Source organism: Bradyrhizobium sp. WSM2254, from assembly GCF_000472645.1.
Lineage (GTDB): Bacteria > Pseudomonadota > Alphaproteobacteria > Rhizobiales > Xanthobacteraceae > Bradyrhizobium > Bradyrhizobium niftali.
On the sequence record NZ_AXAB01000044.1, the window covers coordinates 1 to 20461 of the forward strand.

The following is a 20461-nucleotide window of genomic DNA, read 5'->3' on the forward strand; positions in this document are numbered from 1 at the left end:
CGTTCAGCGAGGAGAGCTTCTTCTCGTTGATGAGGATGTAGGCGTCGTCCATCTCAACGCGCATCTTGTCGGCGTTGGTGACGAAGTAGGGCGAGATGTAGCCGCGGTCGAACTGCATGCCCTCGACGACGTCGAGTTCGGTCTCGAGCGACTTGGCTTCCTCGACGGTGATGACACCCTCGTTGCCGACCTTCTTCATGGCGTCGGAGAGGAACTTGCCGATCTCCTGGTCGCCGTTGGCCGAGATGGTGCCGACCTGGGCGATCTCTTCGTTCGAGGTGACCTTCTTGGAGTTCTTGACGAGGTCCGCAACGACGGCTTCGACCGCGAGGTCGATACCGCGCTTGAGGTCCATCGGGTTCATGCCGGCGGCAACCGACTTGGCGCCTTCACGCACGATCGCCTGGGCGAGCACGGTGGCGGTGGTGGTGCCGTCGCCGGCCGCGTCAGCGGACTTGGAAGCGACTTCGCGCACCATCTGGGCGCCCATGTTCTCGAACTTGTCCTCGAGCTCGATCTCCTTGGCGACGGTGACGCCGTCCTTGGTGATGCGGGGAGCGCCGAACGACTTATCGAGCACGACGTTGCGGCCCTTCGGACCGAGCGTGACCTTCACCGCGTTGGCGAGAATGTCGACGCCGCGCAGCATCTTGTCGCGCGCTTCAACCGAGAATTTGACTTCTTTAGCTGCCATCTGGATTTTTCCTTAGGTGTTTGGCTGGGGGCGAGAGGGGGCTCTTAGGCCGCCTTCTTCTTGGAAGCGGGGACGTCGAGGACGCCCATGATGTCGCTTTCCTTCATGATCAGCAGATCGACGCTGTCGATCTTGACCTCGGTGCCGGACCACTTGCCGAACAGCACGCGGTCGCCGACCTTCAGGTCGATCGGGATCAGCTTGCCGGCTTCGTCGCGGCCACCGGGGCCGACGGCGACGACTTCGCCCTGGGAGGGCTTTTCCTTGGCAGTGTCGGGAATGATGATGCCGCCAGCGGTCTTCTCTTCTGCGTCGATGCGCTTGACCACGACGCGGTCGTGAAGCGGACGGAATTTCATGCAGTCCTCCTAAGCAATTGCTCGGGTTGATGATTTCAGATTGTTAGCAGTCTGTGCCAGCGAGTGCTAGCACAGGCGAAGCTGAAATAGGACAGGAATTTTGCGGGGGCAAGGGCTTCTAGCAGAAAAATCGGCACTCGGAAGCGCGCTCTGCCAGAATCTCTTTTCCATCGTTAACCGTCAGCCGGACCGTATTAGCACGGAGCCGTCTCTGCTGCTAACGCATTGAATTTCAACAGCTTGTTAAACTTTTGGGCTTGAGATGGATTATCAGTTTGCGTCACATTTCTCTCATGTGAGCGCATCTCCACCGGGTGGCTCGTAAGCAGCGTACCGGATCAAGCCGCCCCCTGAATGCGCTCCTGCAAAGGAGGTTGGCATGGTCTCGCGGGTTGGGGTGGTTTCCGACGACTTCCGGAAACAGGTGCTGGGTTACGGGCTGACGACGGCTGAAATTCTCTATCGGATGCCGGATCATCCCTCGCTGCTTCAGACCTATGTCTGGCAGAACTACGATCTCTTCCCGAAATTCCCGGCGCTGACCGACTTCCTGGCGTTCTGGCAGCAGAAGCTCGACGGTCCCCTGTATTCGGTCACCGTCGCGCATTCCAAGCTGATCAAGCCGGCCGAGCTACGTGCAGTCGACGGCGTGTTCAGGCTGCATTGACGCAGCGATCAGGCGTCGCTGCTGCAATAGCGCTTCCACATCGCGCGATAGGCCTCGTCCACCGCTTGCGCGTAGGCGACCGGGTTGCAGGCGGGCGCAGCCCTGACCTGTCCGGGCAGCTCGCGGCGCAATTTGTCGAGGTCGTCGATCTGCGCCGCACGGCTCACCGCGATGTCGACATATGCCTCCTCGCTATCCGTAACCCAGTCGGGCAGGCCAACCGCGGTGAGGATGGAGCCGCCGGCACGGCTGGGCAGACTGTTCCCGAGCTTCGCCACCACGGGCACGCCCATCTGCAAGGCTTCCAACGTGCTGACGCCGCCGTTCTGCGGGAACGTGTCGAGGGCAATATCGACGCGATGGAATGATCTCAGATGATCGATTCGCAAGGTGGTTCCGAGCAGATCGACGCGTTCGGCGGGCACTCCGCAAGTTGCAAGCCGTGCCAGCAGATTGTCGCGGACCAGTTGATCGTCCAGCGCAAGATCTTTGATCAGCAGCCGTGACCCCGGCACCCTCTCGAGAATCCTGGACCAGGCCTGCGCGGCCGCGTCCGAAATCTTGCTGATGCGGTTGAAGACACCGAATGTGACGAAGCCGTTCGAGGTCGCCGGCGTTGACGCCCGCGCAAGCTCGATCGGCAGCGGCTCCAGCGTGACAAAGCACGGCAGATCGACGACGGTTTCCGCAAACAGATGCCGAACCGCGGCAGGAATCGCGACCGGGTCCGAGAACAGATAATCGATCGTTGGCAGACCGGTGCCGGTACCGTGGCCCCAGCCATGCACCTGGATCGGCGCCGGCTTGAGCGCAAACACGCCGAGGCGGTTTCCTTTCGTATGGCCGGACAGATCGATCAGGATATCGACGCCATCGGCGCGGATCTGATCGGCGAGGCGTTCGTCGCTCCATTGCGAGGCGTCGCGCCAGCGATCGGCGATCTTATGAAATTCGTCGGTCGCCGCATCCGCTTTGGACGAGCAAGAGTAGCACACGATCTCGAACTGTTCCCGGTCATGGTATTGCAAGACCGGCTTGAAGATGAACGCGGCCGAATGCGCGTTGAAGTCCGCCGAGACATAGCCAAGCACCAGAGGGCGATCCGGATCGCGGCTGTTGTCGTGCGATCTCGCCGCTTCCGAAGCGACTTTCGCGCCGATCTGATCCCACCATACTTGCCGCGCTTGCTGATGCTGCTCAACGCTGGCATCGCCCAAGAAATCGAGTGCGAAGATCTTGTTGGAGATTGCGCTCGCGAAGTCAGGCGTAATGGCAAGAGCCCTGTCGAAACTGGCCAGGGCTTCGTCGACCCGGCCAAGTCCGGTGAGACAAAGGCCCAGCACCAGGTGAGCTTGAGCGGACTCGGGATCGATGGCGAGGGCCTTCTCGCAATCGGGCAATGCTTCGGCCATTTGCTTCATCTGGAGCCAGACGCTGGCCCGCCAGAGCCACCCGTTCGCGTCGTCGGGTGCCAGGGCGACCGCCCGATTGCAATCCGCCATGGCTTCGTCAAATCGCAGCAGCTCCTGCAATGCGACGGCGCGGTTCGCCAGCGCTGAGGCATAGTCAGGCTTGATCGATAGCGCGCGGTTCAAGCTTGCGATGGCCTCGTCAAAATTGCGCAGACGGCAGAGCGCCCAACCCCGGCCGTTGTGGGCTTCGGCAAGGTTTCCGTCAATTGCGAGCGCCTTGTCGTAGCACGCGAGCGCTTCCTGAAGATCGAGGGTCACGCTCGCGTTACCGAGATTGGACAGGGCGAGGGCGTAGTTGGGGCGCAAGGCGAGGGCCCTTCGATGGCTCTCGCAGGCCTCGTCGTGACGTCGTAGCCCGTTCAGCGCGACGCCCAGGCTCATATGAGCTTCGGCAGATCGCGGATCCGCGGCAACCGCCCGGCTCAGCAGAATTTCGGCCTGCTGATAGCTCTTGGCGTCGGACTCCAGGACGCCGAGCATGTGCAGCGCGATGAACTGGTTGGGCGCGAGTTGCAGGAGTTGGCGATAGGCCGCCTTGGCCTCGGGGAGAAGCCCTTTCTTTTGCAGCTGGAGGGCGTTCCCGAGCAATGGCAGCACGTCGGCCTCCTGCCGTTTCCGAAGCCGGGCATTTTGAAATGCACGCTGACCTACGCTGTTGCTCATGAATCAAGTCCCCCAGAATCTCCTGGCGAGATTAAATCGGCGAGGGAACGAATACGAGACGACGGCCGTTCGCGACGACAGCTTCGGACAAGCTACGAGCGAGGCGTCGTCGCGTGACCAGCCCGAACCCGCGATTGCTGCCTCGTCCAGGACTGGATAGTCTGCCTTCGGGTTGTACCCGTCCGGCGGGCGCGGCTCAGATCAGGGAGGCAGACAATGGCCAGGCAAAAGGCATCAAGACCCGCAACGAAGACCGCGGTGAAGAAGCGGAGCGGCACCAAGGCGGCGGCGCGATCCTCGGCGCGCAAGACGGTGAAGGCAAAGGCTCGCACGACCGCTCCGAAGAAGCCCGTACGTCCCCGGCAGCGCGTCGCGATCAGCCATCACCGCGAGGAAGACTTCAAGGCCGATGGCCTGCGCGCTTATGCGAAATATCGCGATCTGGGCATTGCCGATGCGAGCCATGGGCTCGCGCAAGCGCATGTGATCCGGCTGCAGGGCCCCTGCAATCCCGCAGAAGTCTCAAAGCTTCACTTCCACGACGTCGAATTCCAGATGGTCTATGTCCTCAAGGGCTGGGTGAAGACCTACATGGAGGGGGAGGGCGAGACGCTGATGAAGCAAGGCAGCGCCTGGACCCAGCCGCCGAAGATCAAGCACATGATCCTGGATTATTCTGATGACGTCGAGCTGCTGGAGGTGATCCTGCCGGCGGAGTTCAAGACGGTGGAGCTGAAGGCGTAGATTGACGCGCAGCCGCGTGTTGTCGTTCTCCGCCATCATTCCGGGGCGCGCCTCTTGGCGCGAGCCCGGAATGACGGGCGGAGAGAGCTAACTCAACACCCCCACGATCGCCCCCATCAAACACGTCGTCAGAGTCCCCGAGACGATCGACTTCAGCCCGAGCGCGTTGATCTCCTCGCGGCGCTCCGGCGCCATCACCCCCAAGCCGCCGATCATGATGCCGAGGCTGGCGAAGTTGGCGAAGCCGCACATCGCGTAGAGCATGATCAGGCGCGAGCGTGTGTCCAGCACATCCGGCGCGAGCTTCGACAGGTCGACATAGGCGATCAGTTCGTTGAGCACCGTTTTCGTGCCCATCAGGCTGCCGGCCGTCACCGCCTGATCCCAGGGCAATCCCATCAGCCAGCACACCGGCGCCATGACGAGGCCAAGCAGGCGCTGCAACGAGATCGCGGCGCCGGCGATATCAGGCAACAGGCCGAGGATGGCGTTGACGAGATAGACCAGCGCCACCAGCACCAGCAGCATCGCGACGATGTTGATCAGCAGCTCAATCCCTGCGCTCGTGCCCTTCACGATCGCATCCATCGTGCCGGAGACCGCCATCTCCGGATCCTCCAGCGCGCCGCCGGTGCGCTTGTCCGACGTCTCCGGCACCATGATCAGGCTGACGAGGATCGCGGCCGGCGCGCCCAGCACCGAGGCGATGACGAAATGCGCCGCGGCGTCGGGGATAAGGGGAGCAAGGAGCGTCGCATAGAGCACCAGCACCGTGCCGGCGATGCCGGCCATGCCGCCGGTCATCACCAGGAACAATTCGCTGCGCGTCATCTGCGCCAGATAGGGCCGCACGAACAGCGGCGCCTCGACCATCCCGAGGAAGATGTTGGCCGCGGTCGAGAGCCCGACCGCGCCGCCGACGCCGAGCGTGCGTTCGAGCAGCCAGGCCATGCCGCGCACGATCGGCGGCAGCACCCGCCAATAGAACAGCAGCGTCGTCAGCACGCTCATGACCAGGACGATCGGCAGCGCCTGGAACGCCAGGATGAAATCGGCGCCCGGCACCTTCAGATCGAAGGGCAGGGGGCCGCCGCCGATATAGCCGAACACGAAGGAGGAGCCGGCGCGCGAGGCCGCGGAGATCGCGCCGACCGCGTCGTTGATGGCGCCGAAGGCATGGGCGACGACCGGCAGCTTCAGGAGCACGGCCGCGGTGACGAAGGTCACGACAAGGCCGATCGCCGCCTGGCGCAGCGAGACCGCGCGGCGATTCTCTGCCAACGCCCACGCGATCAGCAGCAATGCGAAAATGCCGAGTGCCGATTGCAGCCGCAGCATGATGTCCCCAAACCCTCCATGATTATGGCCGCGCGTGCGTTGCAAAGGCAATGCCGGGACGTGCGGGAAACGCCCGGCTGTTGACAAGCAGGCCCGCCTCAGTCACGCGGGGGCATGTCGACGTCAAGGGGGCGAGCGGTCCGAGGGTGACCCAAAAGGCGATGCCAGAGCAGCCAATATCCGAAAATCCGCCGGTCAGTGCCGGCGTGCTCCTCTCCCACCGCGCCTTCCTGTTCTTCCTGCTCTCGCGCAGCCTGTCGCGCTTTTCCAGCCAGATCGCGGCGGTCGCGATCGGCTGGCAGATCTACGACCTCACCGGTTCGGCCTTCGACCTCGGCATGGTCGGGCTCGTGCAGTTCCTGCCCACCGCGCTGCTGGTGTTCGTCGCCGGCCACGCCGCCGACCGTTTTGAGCGCAAGCGCGTGGTCCAGCTCTGCCAGCTCGTGGAAGCCGCGACCGCGCTCTATCTCGCCATCATCACCTATGTCGGTGCCGTCAGCGAAGTGCAGATCTTCATCGCGACCTTCGTGCTCGGCATCGCCGGCGCCTTCGAAAGCCCGACCACCGCGGCGCTGCTGCCGCTGATCGCGCCGCAGGGCTCGCTCCAGCGGGCAACGGCAGTCGCGAGCGGCGCGGGGCAGGTCGCGACCATCACGGGTCCCGCGCTCGGCGGTTTTGCCTACGCAGTCGCGCCGCATCTTGCCTATGCCGTGATGCTGCTGTTCTGGGTTCTCGGGATGATCTTGACCGGTTTCATCCAGCCGCGCCCGCAGGCGGTGGCCAAGGAGGGGACGGGTTCGGACAATATCTTTGCCGGGGTCCGCTTCATCCGGCGCAATCCGGCGATCCTCGGCACCATCTCGCTCGACCTGTTCGCAGTGCTGTTCGGCGGCGTTACCGCGCTGTTGCCGATCTATGCCCGCGACATCCTCCAGACCGGTCCGGTCGGCCTCGGCGTGTTGCGCGCCGCGCCCGCGGTCGGCGCGCTGCTGATGACCATGGTGCTGGCACGCCACGCCATCTCGCGGCATGTGGGCCTGCGCATGTTCCAGGCCGTGATCGTGTTCGGCATCGCGACCATCGTGTTCGCGCTGTCGTCATGGATGTGGTTGTCGGTGCTGTCGCTCGCGATCCTCGGCGCCGCCGACACGATCAGCGTCGTGATCCGCTTCTCGCTGGTGCAGCTGTCCACGCCCGATGAGATGCGCGGCCGGGTCGGCGCGGTGAATTTCCTCTTCATCAACGCCTCCAACCAGCTCGGCCAGTTCGAGAGCGGCGTGGCAGCCGCGCTGCTCGGTGCGATGCCGGCGGCAGTGTTCGGCGGCGTCTGCACGGTCGCGGTCGCGCTGCTCTGGATGAAGCTGTTTCCGAGCCTGCGAAAGGTGGAGAGCCTGGAGTAGGCTTCCGCTCTCTCCACTCGTCATTGCGAGGGCTCTTGCGACGAAGCAATCCAGAATCTTGCCGCAGCGACAGTCTGGATTGCTTCGCTTCCGCCGTCGCTCTTCGAGCTATGGCGGACAAGACGCTCGCAATGACGATTGTGGAGATGGCGCAGGGGGTTACGTTGTCTCACCCCCCTTGCCGAAGGCAGGCCACAACCCCACGCCGCCTACTGTGCATGGGGTTGTTTTCGCGCTTTTATGGTTCAGCCCCGTCCGACGAACGGCATCTTGGTCGCCATCACCGTCATGGTCAGCACGTTGGCATCCAGCGGCAGGCCGGCCATGTAGGCGACGGCATCGCCGACCGCCTTGGCGTCCATGCGCGGCTCGTGCTTGGTGGTGCCGTCGGGCTGGAGCACGCCGGGGCCGTTGACCATGCGATCGGTCATGGGGGTTGCCGCATTGCCGATGTCGACCTGGCCGACCGCGATGTCGTACATGCGGCCGTCGAGATTGCTCGCCTTGGTGAGGCCGGTGATGGCGTGCTTGGTCGAGGTGTAGGCCGCCGAGAACGGCCGCGGCGCGTGCGCCGAGATCGAGCCGTTGTTGATGATGCGGCCGCCGCGCGGGGTCTGGTCCTTCATGATGCGGAAGGCGTGCTGGGTGCACAGGAACGGGCCGGTGAGGTTGGTGTTCACCACCGCCTGCCACTGCTCGAGGCTGAGATCCTCGAAGTTCACGGCCGGTGCGCCCATGCCGGCATTGTTGAAGAGCACGTCGAGGCGGCCATAGGTCGCCTTCACCTTGTCAAACAGCGCGGCGATCGAGTCCGGCTTGGTCATGTCGGCGGTGACGCACAGGCTCTTGCCGGCGGGGCCGAGCTTCGCCGTCTCCTCGAGCATGTCGAGCCGGCGCCCGACCAGCACCACGGTGAAGCCGGTGTTCATCAGCGCCAGCGAGGCCGCGCGTCCGACTCCGGTGCCGGCGCCCGTCACCACTGCGATCTTTTTCGCTTCACTCATCGTTTCCTGCCTTTTCTCTCAAGTTGTCAGGTTTTGGGTTCTTTTTCGTTCTTGTAGGGCGGGCGCGGAATGTTCTGATGCGCGGCGCGCAAGGCTGCCGACCAGCGCGAGCGCAGATCGTGGAAATAGGGCTCGCCCGCCTCGATGCGGTGGTTGAGATCGGCATCGCAGGCGTCGGCGCGCACCACCAGCACGTCGATCGGCAGGCCGACGCCGAGGTTGGAGCGCATGGTCGAGTCCATCGAGATCAGGCCGGTCTTCAGCGCCTCGTAGAGCTCGACGTCGTAATGCATGGCGCGGTCGAGCACCGGCTTGCCGTATTTGTGCTCGCCGATCTGCAAGTAGGGCGTGTCGGTGGTGCACTCGATGAAATTGCCGGCGGTGTAGACCATGAACAGGCGCATGCGCGCGCCCTTGATCTGGCCGCCGAACAGGAAGGAGACGTCGAACGAGACGTCCTCGGACTTCAGCGCCGGGCCTTCGGTCGCATGCACCGCCCGGATCGCCCGGCCGATGCGCTGGGCGGCCTGGAACATGGTCGGCGCGTTCATCAGCGTCTCGATCTCGCCCGTGTTGGGATCCTCGAGGCCTTCGGTCAGTGTGGACAGCACCGACTGGCTGATGGCGAGGTTGCCGGCGCTGGCGATCGCCATGATGCGGTCGCCGGGCTTGGAGAAGATATGCAGCTTGCGGAAGGTCGAGACGTTGTCGAGGCCGGCATTGGTGCGGGTATCGGCGATCATCACCAGACCGTCCCGAACCAGGATTCCGCAACAATAGGTCATTTCCAGTCCCCGAACGCGTTTGCGCGGAATTACTAGCCAATTTCGGGGAGGCATGAAACCCCCGATTCCCGCGGGGAGACTGTCATTCCGGGGCGCGACGAAGTCGCGAACCCGGAATCCATTCATCGCCGGACGCTGCGGCCCGATGGATTCCGGGCTCGCGCTGGCGCGCGCCCCGGAATGACGGGCAGGTGCAGCTGTCCACCTCAGTCAGCGGCATCGACGAGAAACGCCTCGTCCACGGGAACGCCGAGAGCCGTGACCAGCCGGTTCGTCTCCGCGGCCATGCCGACGATGGCGAGCAGCTCGCCATATTCGGCCTCGGTCATGCCCTTGGCCCGTGCGCCGGCAGTGTGCGAATGGATGCAGCAGCTGCAGCCATGCGCCACCGAAACCGCGACATAGAGCATTTCCTTGACCTTGGGATCGAGCGCCCCCGGCGCCATCACCTCCTTGATGCTCTCCCAGGTCCGCCGCAGCGTCTTCGGATCATGCGCCAGCGCGCGCCAGAAATTGTTGACGAAATCCGACTGCCGAACCTTGCGGATGTCGTCGAAAACGGCCCGCGCTTCGCTGGAGAGCTCATCGTCCGAAAGCAGCTTTACGGTCGCCATGGGTACCTCGCGGGTCGGGTGTGACCTTGCGATTGTAGCACGGCTCATGCGGTCGGCCGGCAGCACGTCGTGGCGAGATGCGGCTACCTAGCTCTGCCGCTGTGACTGCGACTGTGATTGCCCGCCGCGGCCGGCCTGCTCGACCTTGACGGTCACAGACAGCGTTTCCGTGCCGCCGCCATAGCGGGTGCCGCGCACGGGGGCTGCGCCGAGATAGTCGAGCCCGATCGCGACGCGGACATGGGCGTCGGTGGCGCAGATGCTGTTGGCGGGATCGAAGCCGACCCAGCCGAGATCGGGAACATAGGCCTCCGCCCAGGCATGGCCGGCATCCTGGTGCAACGTGCCGTCCGAGCGCAGGAAATGGCCGGAGACGAAGCGGGCCGGCACGCCGCCGGTGCGGGCGCAGGCGATGAAGATATGCGCGTAGTCCTGGCAGACGCCGCGCTTGAGCGTGAAGGCTTCCGCCGCCGACGTGCCGCTGTTGGTCGGATCCTCGTCGAACGTCATGTGGTCGCTGATCTCACTCATCAGCGCATGCAGGAAGCCGAGCGTGTCGCTCTCGGCCTCGCTGCGCAGCTGGCGTGCCACCGCCGCCATCGCCGGATTGACTTCGGTCAGTTCCGTCGTGCGCAGGAACATGCCGGCCGGAAAGCGCTCGTCGGCGCCGCGCAGCACGCCGCCGGTGTCGTGGGTTTCGATCAGTCCCTCGGCCGTGATCTTGATGTCGCCGACAGGGCCGCAGGACAGCACGTGGGTGACGTTGCCGAAGGCGTCCTCGTGGGTGTCGAGCTTGGTGTCGGTCGAGACGTCGATCTGCCATTCCGCCACATACTGCCCGTCATGGCTGCACGGCGTCATGCGCAGGATCTGGATCACGCTGGTGGCCGGCGGCTCGTAGCGATAGGTGGTGGTGTGCTGGATTCGCAGGCGCATGATGGACCGTTGTTCTGGCGTCGTCATTCCGGGGCGGTGCGCAGCACCGAACCCGGAATCTCGAGATTCCGGGTCTGGTCCTTCGGACCATCCCGGAATGACGGCGTGTATCAGATCAAATACTGCTTCGTGATGATTTCGCCCAGCCTGGAATTGTCCGCGATGAATTCCTGAATGAATTCATGCACCCCGTGCTGGAAGATGTCGTTCATATTGCTGTGTTCGAGCCGGTTGCGGATGCCGCGGGCGTGGCGCTGGGCGGGACCCTGGCGGCCGTAGGCGACGCCGATCTGGTCGAGATTGCGCACGAGGTTGCCGTAGCAGCTGGCCAGCGAGCGGGGCAGCGTGTCGTTGAGGATCAAGAGATCCGCGATCAGCCAGGGCTTCAGCGTCTCGCGATAGACCCAGTGATAGGCGGTCAGCGCCGACACCGAGCGCAGGATCGAAGTCCACTGGTAGAAGTCGAGCGGGCCGCCGACATGCTCTTCCTCGGGCAACAGCACGTGGTACTTCACGTCGAGAATGCGCGCGGTGTTATCGGCACGTTCCAGATGCACGCCCATCCGCGAGAACCAGTAGGCGTCGTTGCGCAGCATGGTCCGGTAGGCCGAGCCGTCGAAGCGCAGCGAGGTCTCCTGCACGAAGCGCAGGAACTTGGCGAGATCCTCGCGCGTCGAGGTGCCCTTGTTCCAGACCTCCTGCAATTCGATCCAGGCCGAGTTGATGGTGTCCCACATCTCGCTGGTGAGCGCGGTGCGCACCGAGCGCGAGTTCAGCCGCGCCGCCTCGATGCAGTTCCTGATCGAGGACGGGTTGTTCGGCGAGAACGAGAGGTATTCGACGACGTTGTGCTCGTTGGCTTCCTCGTAGGTCTGATAGAAGCTTGCGGCGACGCCGGCGGTCAGCAGCGCCGAGTCCCATTCGTTGGTCTTGCCGATATAGGCGGCGGGAAGCGCGGTGACGCGCAGCGTCGCATCGATGGTGCGCGCGAGATATTCGGCCCGTTCGACGTAGCGGGCGAGCCAGTAGAGGTTTTCGGCGGTACGCGACAGCATCTGACTACTCGTCCAAAATCCAGGTGTCTTTGGTGCCGCCGCCCTGGCTCGAATTCACCACCAGGGAGCCTTCCTTGAGCGCGACGCGCGTGAGCCCGCCCGGCACGATCGTGGTGCTCTTGCTGCCGGTCAGCACGAACGGCCGCAAGTCGACATGGCGCGGAGCAAGGCCGGTGGCCGTGCAAGTCGGGCAGGTCGAGAGCGCCAGCGTCGGCTGCGCGATAAAGCCTTCCGGCTCGCGCTTGAGCTTCTCGCGGAAGGCTTCGATGGTCGCCTTCGTCGCGGCGGGCCCGATCAGCATGCCGTAGCCGCCGGATCCGTGCACTTCCTTGACGACGAGCTCGCCGAGATTGTCCAGCACATAGGCGAGGTCCTTCGGCTCGCGGCAGCGCCAGGTCGGTACGTTCTTCAGGATCGGCTCCTCGCCGAGATAGAACTTCACGATGTCAGGCATGTAGGAGTAGATCGCCTTGTCGTCGGCGATGCCAGTGCCGACCGCGTTGGCGAGCGTGATGTTGCCGGCCGCATAGGCCGACATCAGCCCGGGCACGCCAAGCACGGAGTCAGGGCGGAAGGTGAGGGGATCGAGGAAATCGTCGTCGACGCGGCGATAGATCACGTCGACGCGTTTCACACCCTCGGTCGTCCGCATGAACACTTCGTTGTTCTTGACGATGAGGTCGCGGCCCTCGACCAGCTCGATGCCGAGCTTGTCGGCGAGGAAGGAGTGCTCGTAGTAAGCGGAGTTGTAGACGCCCGGCGTGAGCAGGGCGACCGTCGGCTCGCCCGAGGCGCTTTGCGGCGCCACGGAGCGCAGGGCCGCTAGCAGCTCGTCCGGATAGCGCTCGACCGGCGCCACGCGGTGGCGGGCGAACAGATCCGGAAACAGCCGCATCATGATCTCGCGGTTTTCCAGCATGTAGGACACGCCCGAGGGCGTCCGCGCATTGTCCTCCAGCACGATGAAGTCCTCGGCGTCGACCCGGACGATGTCGATGCCGGCGATGTGCACGTAGACGTCGTGCGGCACCTGCTGGCCGTTCATCTCGGGCCGGAACACCGGGTTCTGGAAGATCAGATCGTCGGGCACGACCTCGGCGCGGAGGATATCGCGGCCGTGATAAATGTCGCGCAGGAACATGTTGAGCGCGCGCACGCGCTGCTTCAGGCCCTTCTCCAGCAGCGCCCATTCCTTGCCCGACATGATCCTGGGGATCACGTCGAAGGGGATCAGGCGTTCGGTCGATTCCGAATCGCCGTAGACGGCGAAGGTGATGCCGATCCGGCGGAACAGGAGCTCGGCTTCCTGGCGGCGATATTCGAGCGCCTCGGGAGGCGTCTCCTTGAGCCAGCGCGCCAGCTCCTGATAGGCGGGGCGAAGGTCCCCGCCGGGAATATTCATTTCATCAAACGCGACTGCCATAGATCCCGACTTGTCTCCGCAAGGCGTTGCGCCATTTCACAGGTCGTCAGGCCTTGGTGAAGACCGCAACGTCCTGGCCATGCGGCAAGAGTGCATGACTTTCAGGTGGTAGCAAGGGCCGGGCCAGCGCGATAAGCATGGACTGGCAGCATTTACCGGGGATAGCAGGCAGCTTGCCTGAAAAAATGGCTGAGGACTGCTTATTTCGGCAGCAAAACCGCGTGACTTCAACGCGTTACCTCGGCAAAGTCGGCGCTACAGGTGAGGGACTTAAGGCATGAGCGAGATCGTCACGGCGGGCATTCTGGTCATTGGGGACGAAATCCTGTCCGGCCGGACCAAGGACAAGAACATCGGCTTCATCGCCGAATACCTGACCAATATCGGCATCGACCTGAAGGAAGTTCGGGTCGTCTCCGACGACGAGGACGACATCATCGCCGCATTGGATGCACTGCGGCATCGCTACAATTACGTCTTCACCACCGGCGGCATCGGGCCGACCCATGACGACATCACCGCCGACAGCGTCGCCAAGGCGTTCGGCGTCGGCATCGACCACCACCCCGAGGTGGTTGCCCGTTTCCGCGAACGCTGGAGCGAGCAGGACCTCAACGAGGCCCGCCTGCGCATGGCCCGCATCCCCGACGGCGCCGAGCTGATCCAGAGCGCGACCATCCTCGCGCCCGGCTTCAAGATCGGCAATGTCATCGTCATGGCGGGCGTGCCGTCGATCATGCAGGCGATGATGGACATCGTCTCGCCCAAGCTGAAATCGGGCGTGCGCATGCTCTCCGAATCGGTCCGCGCCAATGCGCGGGAAGGCGACATCGGCAGCCCCTTGCGGGCGATCGCCGCCGCCCATCCCGACACCATCATCGGCAGCTATCCCTTCATGGACGAAGACTCGAAGCCGAACACCAATCTGGTGGTGCGCTCGCGGGATGCGGACAAGCTCGCAGCAGCCATGGCTGCGGTGAAGGAAATGCTGGCAGGATTGAACATCACCCGGTAGCAGAAAGGCTGCCGGACGACGATTGGCAGGAGAAGACGATGGGCGGTGAAGCACCGGAACTGAGCGAGCAGGAGCGGGCAGGCAAGGCCTTTCCGGTCTCGTGGGACCAGTTCCACCGGGATTGCCGGGCGCTGACCTGGCGGCTCAACGAGGTCGGTCCGTTCCACGCGGTGATCGCGATCACCCGCGGCGGCCTGGTGCCGGCCGCGATCGTCGCGCGCGAACTCGGCGTGCGCGTGATCGATACGGTCTGCATCGCCAGCTACGACCACACCAAGCAGGGCGACCTCCAGGTCCTCAAGGGCATTTCAGAAGCTGCCATGAAGCTCGGCGGCGGTACCGGTAAGGGGCTGTTGATCGTCGACGACCTCGTCGACACCGGCAAGACCGGCAAGCTGGTGCGCGAGATGCTGCCCGACGCGCATTTCGCCACCGTCTACGCCAAGCCGAAGGGGCGTCCGCTGGTGGACACCTTCATCACGGAGGTGTCGCAGGACACCTGGATCTTCTTCCCGTGGGACACCGCGCTGTCCTACCACCCGCCGCTCCGCGACGGGGCGGCGTGATCTTTTCTTCACCTCGCCCCGCTTGCGGGGAGAGGTCGGATTGCATCGAAGATGCAATCCGGGTGAGGGGGAGCTTCCGCGAGTCCAACTCTCAGCCTATTTGTGGAGGCAGCCCCTCACCCCAACCCTCTCCCAGTAAGAACGGGGAGAGGGAGTGAACTCGCACCACCCATGCCCCTGCAAAACCGCGTCACGCCCGCCGGCGAGATCATCGCCACCCCGCACCGCGGCATGTTCACCGGCAATCGCGGCATCATCCATGATCCCGCGACGAAGACGCTTCTGAAGAAGCGCTGGTCGTCGCCGGCCTGGATCACGTGCCTCTGCGAATTCCGCGGCTGGCGGCGGCCGGTGATGGCGCGCCGGAGCTGGACCGAGCTGTTCTTCCTCGACGAAGCCACCGCGTTTGCCGCGGGCCATCGGCCGTGTTTCTTTTGTCGCCGCGACGATGCCAGACGCTTTCGCAGTGCCTGGGAAGCGGGGAATGCTGCAAGCGACGTCAGCGCGAAGGCGATCGACGCCGTGCTGCATCGCGAGCGCCTCAATCGCGGCAAGAAGCAGCTGCATGCGCTGCCGATGCCGCTCGCTGAATTGCCCGACGGCGCGATGGTGCAGCAGGGTGGGGAGAGTTTTCTGGTGGCGCAGGGCAGGGCGCTGTTGTGGTCGCCGGCAGGCTATGCGCCAGTTAACCGCGAACTCGCCGATGCAAAACTGCTGACGCCGCCGTCGTCTCTGCGCGCGATCGTCGCCGGCTATCGGCCTGTGCTGCATCCGACAGCGCGCAGCTAGCGCAGCGGCTTACCCTCTTCGTCGACCGTCGTCCGCGCATCGCGCAGCGCCCATTCGCGGATCACCTGGCGGCAGCGGGTCAGCTCGGCTTCGCTGGCGGTGTTCGCATCCTTCGACGCCCGCTCGACCATGGCCTTGCAGCTGACGAGCACGGAGCGGTCCTCCGCGCATGCCAATGCCGTGGTCGCCACGAGTGCCGCGATGATGAGCGCTGAACGGCTCACCGCAACTACCCCAGCTTCTCGCGCGCCAGCGCGGCACCGGCACCGAGCGCCATCAGCTTGGCTTCGGCGATCTCGCGCCGCATCGGCGCCATGCCGCAATTGGTGGTGGCGATGATGTTGCTCTTGGGAACGAACTTCGACACCGCGTCGATCACCTGCACGACGTCCTCGGCCGTCTCCACCGTGTCGCTGGCGACGTCGATCACGCCAGCCTGCACGATCTTGTTCTTGAGCAGCGCGAGCAGGTCGAGCGGCACCTTGGAATTGCGGCACTCGATCGCGACCTGCTGGATCGGGCTGGCGTCGATCGCGGGGAAGATCTGCTCGTATTGCCGCCACTGTGCGCCGAGCGTCTCCTTCCAGTCGGTATTGGCCTTGATGCCGTAGCCGTAACAGATGTGCACGGCGGTGGCGCAGGTCAGGCCTTGCGCGGCGCGCTCCAGCGCCTTGATGCCCCAGTCGTTGACCTCGTCCATGTAGACATTGAAGGCAGGCTCGTCGAACTGCACGAGATCGACGCCGTCGGCCTGGAGCGCCTTGGCTTCCTCGTTGAGCAGTTCGGCGAACGCAAAGGCCATCTTGACGCGGTCGCCATAGTAGCGATCGGCAATCGTGTCGATGATGGTCATCGGGCCTGGCAGTGTGAATTTCAGCTTCTTCTTGGTGTGCGTACGCGCGACGGACGCCTCAAAAGCATGGACGCGGCCCTTGAGCCGGAGCGGCGCGACCACCTGCGGCACCATCGCCTTGTAGCGGTCCTTGCGGATGCCCATCTCGACCTTGTGGGCGAAATCGATGCCGTCGAGCTTCTCCAGGAAGCCGTGCACGAAATGCTGGCGGGCCTGCTCGCCCTCGGTGACGATGTCGATGCCGGCGTCCTCCTGGACCTTCAGCCAGATCAGCGTCGCGTCGCGCTTGGCGTGGAGCAGCTCATCGCCTTGCGACTTCCAGGGCGCCCAGAGCATGTTGGGCTCGGCGAGCCATTCGGGCTTCGGCAAGGAGCCGGCGATTGTGGTTGGAAACAGCATGGCGGCCCTCCCGGCAGGTTATGTTGCGCCTCTTCCTGCCATGTCCTAACGTCAAGGTACAGAACAACAAAAGTCGCTTTCTATTCCAGCGGCGACGACGGGGAAGGCCCAAAGGAAAGGCCAACGGAAAGGTCATGATCGATCTCTATTATGCGCCGACGCCGAACGGCTGGAAAATCTCGATCATGCTGGAGGAACTCGGGCTCCCCTTTCGCGTGAAGCCCGTCAACATCCGCGCCGGCGAACAGTTCAACCCCGAGTTTCTCGCGATCTCGCCCAACAACCGCATTCCCGCCATCGTCGATCACGAACCCGCTGATGGCGGCGCACCTTTCTCGGCCTTCGAGACCGGCGCGATCCTGATCTATCTGGCGGAGAAGACCGGCCGCTTCCTGGCCGGAGACTTGCGCGGCCGCTCCACAACGATCCAGTGGGTGATGTGGCAGATGGCGGGGCTCGGGCCCATGCTCGGCCAGCACGGTCATTTCGCGCTCTATGCGGCCGAGAAGATCCCTTACGCGATCGAGCGATACCGCGACGAGGCGGCGCGACTCTATGGCGTGCTCGACCGGCAGCTCGGCAAGACCGGCGCCTATGTCGCCGGCGACTATTCCATCGCCGACATCGCCTGCTTCCCCTGGACCATGACCCACAAGGCGCAGGGCTTTACGTTAGAGGACTATCCGAACGTGAAGCGCTGGTACGCCGAGGTCCGCGCCAGGCCGCAGGTGCAGGCGGGGCTTGCGATCGGCAAGTTCGTCAAGGAGCCGTTCGACGAGGAATCACGCAAGATCATGTTCGGCCAGCGTGCGAAGGAGTTGCTGGGAAGGAAGTGACGGCAGCTCCTCATGGTGAGGAGCGCCGCAGGCGCGTCTCGAACCATGAAGGCCCGACTTTCACCCGCGGCCATCCTTCGAGACGGCCGCTACGCGGCCTCCTCAGGATGAGGTCCGTCAGAAAAGGAAACGCCATGATCGAATTCTTCTTCGACTGTTCCAGCCCCTGGACCTATCTCGCCTTCCACAACATCCAGCCGTTGGCCAGGGAGCTCGGCGCGGAGATCGTCTGGCGGCCGATCCTGGTCGGCGGCATCTTCAACACGGTCAACCCCAGCGTCTATGCGCAGCGCGAGATGCCGGTGCCGCTGAAGGCGCGCTACATGAAGAAGGACCTCCAGGACTGGGCGCGCTCGGCCGGACTCGCGATCAAGATGCTGCCGACGGTGTTCCCGGTGAACAGCGTCAAGGCGATGCGCGGCTGCATCTGGTTGGGCCAGGACGTGGTGCCGTTCGCGACCGCCGTGTTCGAGACCTATTGGGGCAGCGACAAGGACATCTCGCAGGACGCGGTGCTCGCCGGGATCTGCAAGACGGTTGGCATCGACGAGCAGAAGTTCTTTGCCGGAATCGCGGAGCAGGGGATCAAGGACCAGCTCAAGGCCAATACCGAGGAGGTCGTCGTGCGCGGCGGCTTCGGCTCGCCGACGATCTTCGTCGACAAGACCGACATGTATTTCGGCAATGACCGCCTGCCACTGATCCGCGAAGCGCTGCTGCGCCGCAAGGCGAGCGCGGCCTGATGGTGCGCGCTGTCGTCTGCCGCCAACTCGGCGCGCCCGAGACGCTGCGGCTGGAGGAGTTTCCCTCACGTGCCCTGAAGCCGGGCGAGGTGCGCGTCGCGATCCGCGCCGCCGGGCTGAATTTTCCCGACGTGCTGATGGCGGCCGGGGAATATCAGCTCAAGCCGGAGCTGCCGTTCACGCCCGGCATGGAGGCCGCCGGCGACGTGACCGAATTGGGCGCAGAGGCAAGCGGCGTTGCCGTCGGCGACAAGGTGATCGTGAAGATGCGCCACGGCGCTTTCACCGATGAAGCGGTCGTGACGCCTGCGCAGCTCACGCCAATGCCGTCGACGTTCGACTATGTTGAGGCTGCGACCTATCTCGCCGGCCACGGCACCGCCTATCACGCGCTGATCGATCGCGGCAAGGTCGAGCCGGGCGAAGTTCTGCTCGTGCATGGCGCTGGCGGCGGCGTCGGCCTCGCCGCCGTCGAGATAGGCAAGATGCTGGGTGCGACCGTGATCGCGACCGCTTCCAGCGACGAGAAGCTCGCCATTGCCAAGGCGCGCGGCGCCGATCATCTCGTGCGTTACGACCGCGAGCCGTTTCGCGACGCCGTCAAGCGCATCACCGACGGCCGCGGCGCCGACGTGGTGTTCGATCCGGTTGGCGGCGAGGTGTTCGAGAATTCGATGCGCTGCATCGCGTGGGGCGCGCGGCTGCTGGTGATCGGTTTTACGGGCGGCATCGGCTCGGCGAAGACCAATCTCTTGCTGATCAAGGGCGCGAGCGTGCTCGGCGTGCGCGCCGGAGAGGCCGTGCGCAAGAATCCTGCGCTCGGCGAGGTGCGCCTGAAGGCGCTGCTGAGATGGGCGGAGGAGGGCAAGCTGCGCCCCAACGTCTCGCATCGCCTGCCGCTTGGGGATTATGCCAAGGCGATGCGCTTGCTGATCGACCGCAAGGCGATCGGACGTGTGGCGCTGGTGATGGAGTGACCTTCATCACCGTCATTCCGGGGCGCCCGAAGGGCGAACCCGGAATCTCGAGATCCCCAGGTGCGCAATTGCGCACCATAGTTCGATGCTTCGCATCGCCCCGGGATGACGCTTCGCGTCACTTGTACTCCCGCTCCGTCCACCACGGAAAGTAGTCCGGCATGTCGCTGGACACCTTGTTCTTGAATTGCGCCGGGCGCTTCTCCAGGAACGACACCACGCCTTCCCTAACGTCATCCGAGCGGCCGCGGGTGTAGATGCCGCGGCTGTCGACCTTGTGGGCTTCCATCGGGTCGTCCGCGCCCATCATGCGCCACATCATCTGGCGGATCAGGGCGACCGACACCGGCGCGGTCTTCGCCGCGAATTCCTTGGCGAGCGCGCGGGCGGTCGGCAGCAGATCATCCGGCGGCACCACCTTGCTGACCAGACGCCCCGCAAGCGCTTCCTGCGCCGGGAAGACGCGCCCGGAATAGCACCACTCCAGCGCCTGCGAGATGCCGACGATGCGCGGGAGGAACCAGCTCGAGGCGGCCTCCGGCACGATGCCACGCTGTGAGAACACGAAGCCGAAACGCGCAGCGTCGGACGCAATGCGGATATCCATCGCGAGCTGCATGGTGACACCGATGCCGACGGCAGGGCCGTTCACCGCGGCGATCACGGGCTTGAGGCATTTGAAAATACGCAGCGTCACCTGGCCGCCGCCGTCGCGCACCTGCGGATCGCTGTAATCGACCTTGCCGTCGGCGAGGCGCTTCACGGGCCCGCGCCGCGCGTCGCGATCAAACGTATCGGCGCCGGAAGAGAGGTCGGCGCCGGCGCAAAAGCCGCGGCCCGCGCCGGTGACGATGATGGCGCGGACGTTGTCGTCCTTGTCGGCGGCGTCGAAGGCGTCGATCAGCTCTGCCTGCATCTGCGCGTTGAAGGCGTTGAGCTTGTCGGGCCGGTTCAGCGTGATGGTGAGGATCTGCTCGGCGACCTCGTATTTGATGGTCTCATACGCCATTGGTGGTTTCCTTCCTTTTCTTTGTTCTTGGTGTTGCTACGCAGCCTGTCGTCATGCCCGGGCTTGTCCCGGGCATCCACGTACTTGCTTCAGCGCAAGCGTATAGACGTGGATGGGNGG

22 protein-coding genes are annotated in these 20461 nt (G+C 64.3%); 9 read left to right on the forward strand and 13 right to left on the reverse strand.

The annotated features are described in order from the left end of the window. The coding region (gene groEL / locus A3M7_RS0128675) for a chaperonin GroEL (protein ID WP_027547012.1) at positions 1 to 694 on the reverse strand (694 nt) is incomplete at its 3' end. A 44-nt stretch (positions 695 to 738) separates the two neighbouring features. Continuing rightward, positions 739 to 1053: a co-chaperone GroES gene (locus A3M7_RS0128680; RefSeq protein ID WP_011088371.1), complete on the reverse strand. Its 315-nt coding sequence runs from the start codon at positions 1051 to 1053 to the stop codon at positions 739 to 741. Positions 1054 to 1432: 379 nt separating this feature from the next. Between A3M7_RS0128680 and A3M7_RS0128685 the strand changes: the two genes are divergently transcribed. Then, positions 1433 to 1720 (forward strand): usg protein, encoded by a 288-nt coding sequence (locus A3M7_RS0128685; RefSeq protein WP_011088370.1) that lies wholly within the window; start codon positions 1433 to 1435, stop codon positions 1718 to 1720. Between the two features lie 8 nt (positions 1721 to 1728). On the opposite strand, the gene A3M7_RS0128690 is transcribed toward A3M7_RS0128685, so the two are convergent. Continuing rightward, the gene (locus A3M7_RS0128690; RefSeq protein WP_027547013.1) at positions 1729 to 3855 is read right to left on the reverse strand and encodes a tetratricopeptide repeat protein; all 2127 of its coding nucleotides are present in this window, start codon (positions 3853 to 3855) and stop codon (positions 1729 to 1731) included. A 216-nt stretch (positions 3856 to 4071) separates the two neighbouring features. Here A3M7_RS0128690 and A3M7_RS0128695 point away from each other — a divergent pair, with 216 nt between their 5' ends. After that, positions 4072 to 4599: a cupin domain-containing protein gene (locus tag A3M7_RS0128695; RefSeq protein WP_027547014.1), complete on the forward strand. Its 528-nt coding sequence runs from the start codon at positions 4072 to 4074 to the stop codon at positions 4597 to 4599. An 87-nt stretch (positions 4600 to 4686) separates the two neighbouring features. On the opposite strand, the gene A3M7_RS0128700 is transcribed toward A3M7_RS0128695, so the two are convergent. After that, positions 4687 to 5937 carry a NupC/NupG family nucleoside CNT transporter gene (locus A3M7_RS0128700; RefSeq protein WP_027547015.1) on the reverse strand — a complete coding sequence of 417 codons (1251 nt, stop codon included), beginning with the start codon at positions 5935 to 5937 and terminating at the stop codon, positions 4687 to 4689. 161 nt (positions 5938 to 6098) lie between these two features. Here A3M7_RS0128700 and A3M7_RS0128705 point away from each other — a divergent pair, with 161 nt between their 5' ends. Next, a complete protein-coding gene (locus A3M7_RS0128705; protein WP_049823737.1) occupies positions 6099 to 7337 on the forward strand; it encodes an MFS transporter in 1239 nt (412 codons plus the stop codon). 245 nt (positions 7338 to 7582) lie between these two features. Here A3M7_RS0128705 and A3M7_RS0128710 read toward each other — a convergent pair whose 3' ends face one another. The 6 genes from A3M7_RS0128710 to A3M7_RS0128735 form a co-directional block, all read right to left on the reverse strand. Then, entirely contained in the window at positions 7583 to 8341 is a 759-nt protein-coding gene (locus A3M7_RS0128710) for an SDR family oxidoreductase (protein ID WP_027547017.1), read from the reverse strand. Positions 8342 to 8367: 26 nt separating this feature from the next. Further along, the gene (locus tag A3M7_RS0128715) at positions 8368 to 9126 is read right to left on the reverse strand and encodes a proteasome-type protease (RefSeq protein WP_011088363.1); all 759 of its coding nucleotides are present in this window, start codon (positions 9124 to 9126) and stop codon (positions 8368 to 8370) included. Between the two features lie 206 nt (positions 9127 to 9332). Continuing rightward, entirely contained in the window at positions 9333 to 9740 is a 408-nt protein-coding gene (locus tag A3M7_RS0128720; protein ID WP_027547018.1) for a carboxymuconolactone decarboxylase family protein, read from the reverse strand. Between the two features lie 87 nt (positions 9741 to 9827). Then, a complete protein-coding gene (locus tag A3M7_RS0128725) occupies positions 9828 to 10676 on the reverse strand; it encodes a transglutaminase family protein (protein ID WP_027547019.1) in 849 nt (282 codons plus the stop codon). A gap of 110 nt (positions 10677 to 10786) precedes the next feature. Beyond that, complete coding sequence (locus A3M7_RS0128730; protein ID WP_027547020.1) at positions 10787 to 11731, reverse strand: alpha-E domain-containing protein; 945 nt, start codon at positions 11729 to 11731, stop codon at positions 10787 to 10789. A 4-nt stretch (positions 11732 to 11735) separates the two neighbouring features. Further along, complete coding sequence (locus tag A3M7_RS0128735) at positions 11736 to 13154, reverse strand: circularly permuted type 2 ATP-grasp protein (RefSeq protein WP_027547021.1); 1419 nt, start codon at positions 13152 to 13154, stop codon at positions 11736 to 11738. Between the two features lie 277 nt (positions 13155 to 13431). On the opposite strand from A3M7_RS0128735, the gene A3M7_RS0128740 reads away from it, so the two are divergent. The 3 genes from A3M7_RS0128740 (at position 13432) to A3M7_RS0128750 (ending at position 15524) form a co-directional block, all read left to right on the forward strand. Continuing rightward, positions 13432 to 14169, forward strand: coding sequence for a molybdopterin-binding protein (locus A3M7_RS0128740; RefSeq protein WP_027547022.1), 738 nt, complete (start codon positions 13432 to 13434; stop codon positions 14167 to 14169). Positions 14170 to 14207: 38 nt separating this feature from the next. Further along, on the forward strand, positions 14208 to 14735 hold the full coding sequence (gene gpt / locus A3M7_RS0128745) for a xanthine phosphoribosyltransferase (protein ID WP_027547023.1): 528 nt from the start codon (positions 14208 to 14210) through the stop codon (positions 14733 to 14735). A gap of 171 nt (positions 14736 to 14906) precedes the next feature. Continuing rightward, positions 14907 to 15524, forward strand: a complete 618-nt coding sequence (locus A3M7_RS0128750) for a hypothetical protein (protein WP_027547024.1) — start codon at positions 14907 to 14909, stop codon at positions 15522 to 15524. Here the strand turns inward: A3M7_RS0128750 and A3M7_RS0128755 are convergent. Both A3M7_RS0128755 and A3M7_RS0128760 read right to left on the reverse strand, forming a co-directional pair. Continuing rightward, entirely contained in the window at positions 15521 to 15748 is a 228-nt protein-coding gene (locus tag A3M7_RS0128755; protein WP_027547025.1) for a hypothetical protein, read from the reverse strand. The two genes, A3M7_RS0128750 and A3M7_RS0128755, sit on opposite strands and share 4 nt — an antisense overlap. Before the next feature lie 5 nt (positions 15749 to 15753). Next, the gene (locus tag A3M7_RS0128760) at positions 15754 to 16776 is read right to left on the reverse strand and encodes a methionine synthase (RefSeq protein WP_027547026.1); all 1023 of its coding nucleotides are present in this window, start codon (positions 16774 to 16776) and stop codon (positions 15754 to 15756) included. A gap of 134 nt (positions 16777 to 16910) precedes the next feature. On the opposite strand from A3M7_RS0128760, the gene A3M7_RS0128765 reads away from it, so the two are divergent. The 3 genes from A3M7_RS0128765 to A3M7_RS0128775 all read left to right on the forward strand — a co-directional run bounded on the left by A3M7_RS0128765 (position 16911) and on the right by A3M7_RS0128775 (position 19332). Continuing rightward, a complete protein-coding gene (locus tag A3M7_RS0128765; protein WP_027547027.1) occupies positions 16911 to 17612 on the forward strand; it encodes a glutathione S-transferase N-terminal domain-containing protein in 702 nt (233 codons plus the stop codon). A gap of 134 nt (positions 17613 to 17746) precedes the next feature. Continuing rightward, positions 17747 to 18355 (forward strand): 2-hydroxychromene-2-carboxylate isomerase, encoded by a 609-nt coding sequence (locus A3M7_RS0128770; protein WP_027547028.1) that lies wholly within the window; start codon positions 17747 to 17749, stop codon positions 18353 to 18355. Beyond that, complete coding sequence (locus tag A3M7_RS0128775; RefSeq protein WP_027547029.1) at positions 18355 to 19332, forward strand: NADPH:quinone oxidoreductase family protein; 978 nt, start codon at positions 18355 to 18357, stop codon at positions 19330 to 19332. The genes A3M7_RS0128770 and A3M7_RS0128775 overlap by 1 nt, the downstream gene beginning before the upstream one ends. A gap of 118 nt (positions 19333 to 19450) precedes the next feature. On the opposite strand, the gene A3M7_RS0128780 is transcribed toward A3M7_RS0128775, so the two are convergent. Then, a complete protein-coding gene (locus A3M7_RS0128780; protein ID WP_027547030.1) occupies positions 19451 to 20341 on the reverse strand; it encodes a crotonase/enoyl-CoA hydratase family protein in 891 nt (296 codons plus the stop codon). Positions 20342 to 20461 lie beyond the last annotated feature (120 nt).

Coding starts and splice junctions, on each gene's coding strand:
- A3M7_RS0128730 (WP_027547020.1), bottom strand. CDS start 11,731: ATGCTGTCGCGTACCGCCGAAAACCTCTACTGGCTCGCCCGCTACGTC.
- A3M7_RS0128750 (WP_027547024.1), top strand. CDS start 14,907: ATGCCCCTGCAAAACCGCGTCACGCCCGCCGGCGAGATCATCGCCACC.
- A3M7_RS0128720 (WP_027547018.1), bottom strand. CDS start 9,740: ATGGCGACCGTAAAGCTGCTTTCGGACGATGAGCTCTCCAGCGAAGCG.
- A3M7_RS0128685 (WP_011088370.1), top strand. CDS start 1,433: ATGGTCTCGCGGGTTGGGGTGGTTTCCGACGACTTCCGGAAACAGGTG.
- A3M7_RS0128695 (WP_027547014.1), top strand. CDS start 4,072: ATGGCCAGGCAAAAGGCATCAAGACCCGCAACGAAGACCGCGGTGAAG.
- A3M7_RS0128735 (WP_027547021.1), bottom strand. CDS start 13,154: ATGGCAGTCGCGTTTGATGAAATGAATATTCCCGGCGGGGACCTTCGC.
- A3M7_RS0128775 (WP_027547029.1), top strand. CDS start 18,355: ATGGTGCGCGCTGTCGTCTGCCGCCAACTCGGCGCGCCCGAGACGCTG.
- A3M7_RS0128760 (WP_027547026.1), bottom strand. CDS start 16,776: ATGCTGTTTCCAACCACAATCGCCGGCTCCTTGCCGAAGCCCGAATGG.
- A3M7_RS0128715 (WP_011088363.1), bottom strand. CDS start 9,126: ATGACCTATTGTTGCGGAATCCTGGTTCGGGACGGTCTGGTGATGATC.
- A3M7_RS0128770 (WP_027547028.1), top strand. CDS start 17,747: ATGATCGAATTCTTCTTCGACTGTTCCAGCCCCTGGACCTATCTCGCC.
- gpt (WP_027547023.1), top strand. CDS start 14,208: ATGGGCGGTGAAGCACCGGAACTGAGCGAGCAGGAGCGGGCAGGCAAG.
- A3M7_RS0128780 (WP_027547030.1), bottom strand. CDS start 20,341: ATGGCGTATGAGACCATCAAATACGAGGTCGCCGAGCAGATCCTCACC.
- A3M7_RS0128705 (WP_049823737.1), top strand. CDS start 6,099: ATGCCAGAGCAGCCAATATCCGAAAATCCGCCGGTCAGTGCCGGCGTG.
- A3M7_RS0128680 (WP_011088371.1), bottom strand. CDS start 1,053: ATGAAATTCCGTCCGCTTCACGACCGCGTCGTGGTCAAGCGCATCGAC.
- A3M7_RS0128690 (WP_027547013.1), bottom strand. CDS start 3,855: ATGAGCAACAGCGTAGGTCAGCGTGCATTTCAAAATGCCCGGCTTCGG.
- A3M7_RS0128710 (WP_027547017.1), bottom strand. CDS start 8,341: ATGAGTGAAGCGAAAAAGATCGCAGTGGTGACGGGCGCCGGCACCGGA.
- A3M7_RS0128725 (WP_027547019.1), bottom strand. CDS start 10,676: ATGCGCCTGCGAATCCAGCACACCACCACCTATCGCTACGAGCCGCCG.
- A3M7_RS0128700 (WP_027547015.1), bottom strand. CDS start 5,937: ATGCTGCGGCTGCAATCGGCACTCGGCATTTTCGCATTGCTGCTGATC.
- A3M7_RS0128740 (WP_027547022.1), top strand. CDS start 13,432: ATGAGCGAGATCGTCACGGCGGGCATTCTGGTCATTGGGGACGAAATC.
- A3M7_RS0128765 (WP_027547027.1), top strand. CDS start 16,911: ATGATCGATCTCTATTATGCGCCGACGCCGAACGGCTGGAAAATCTCG.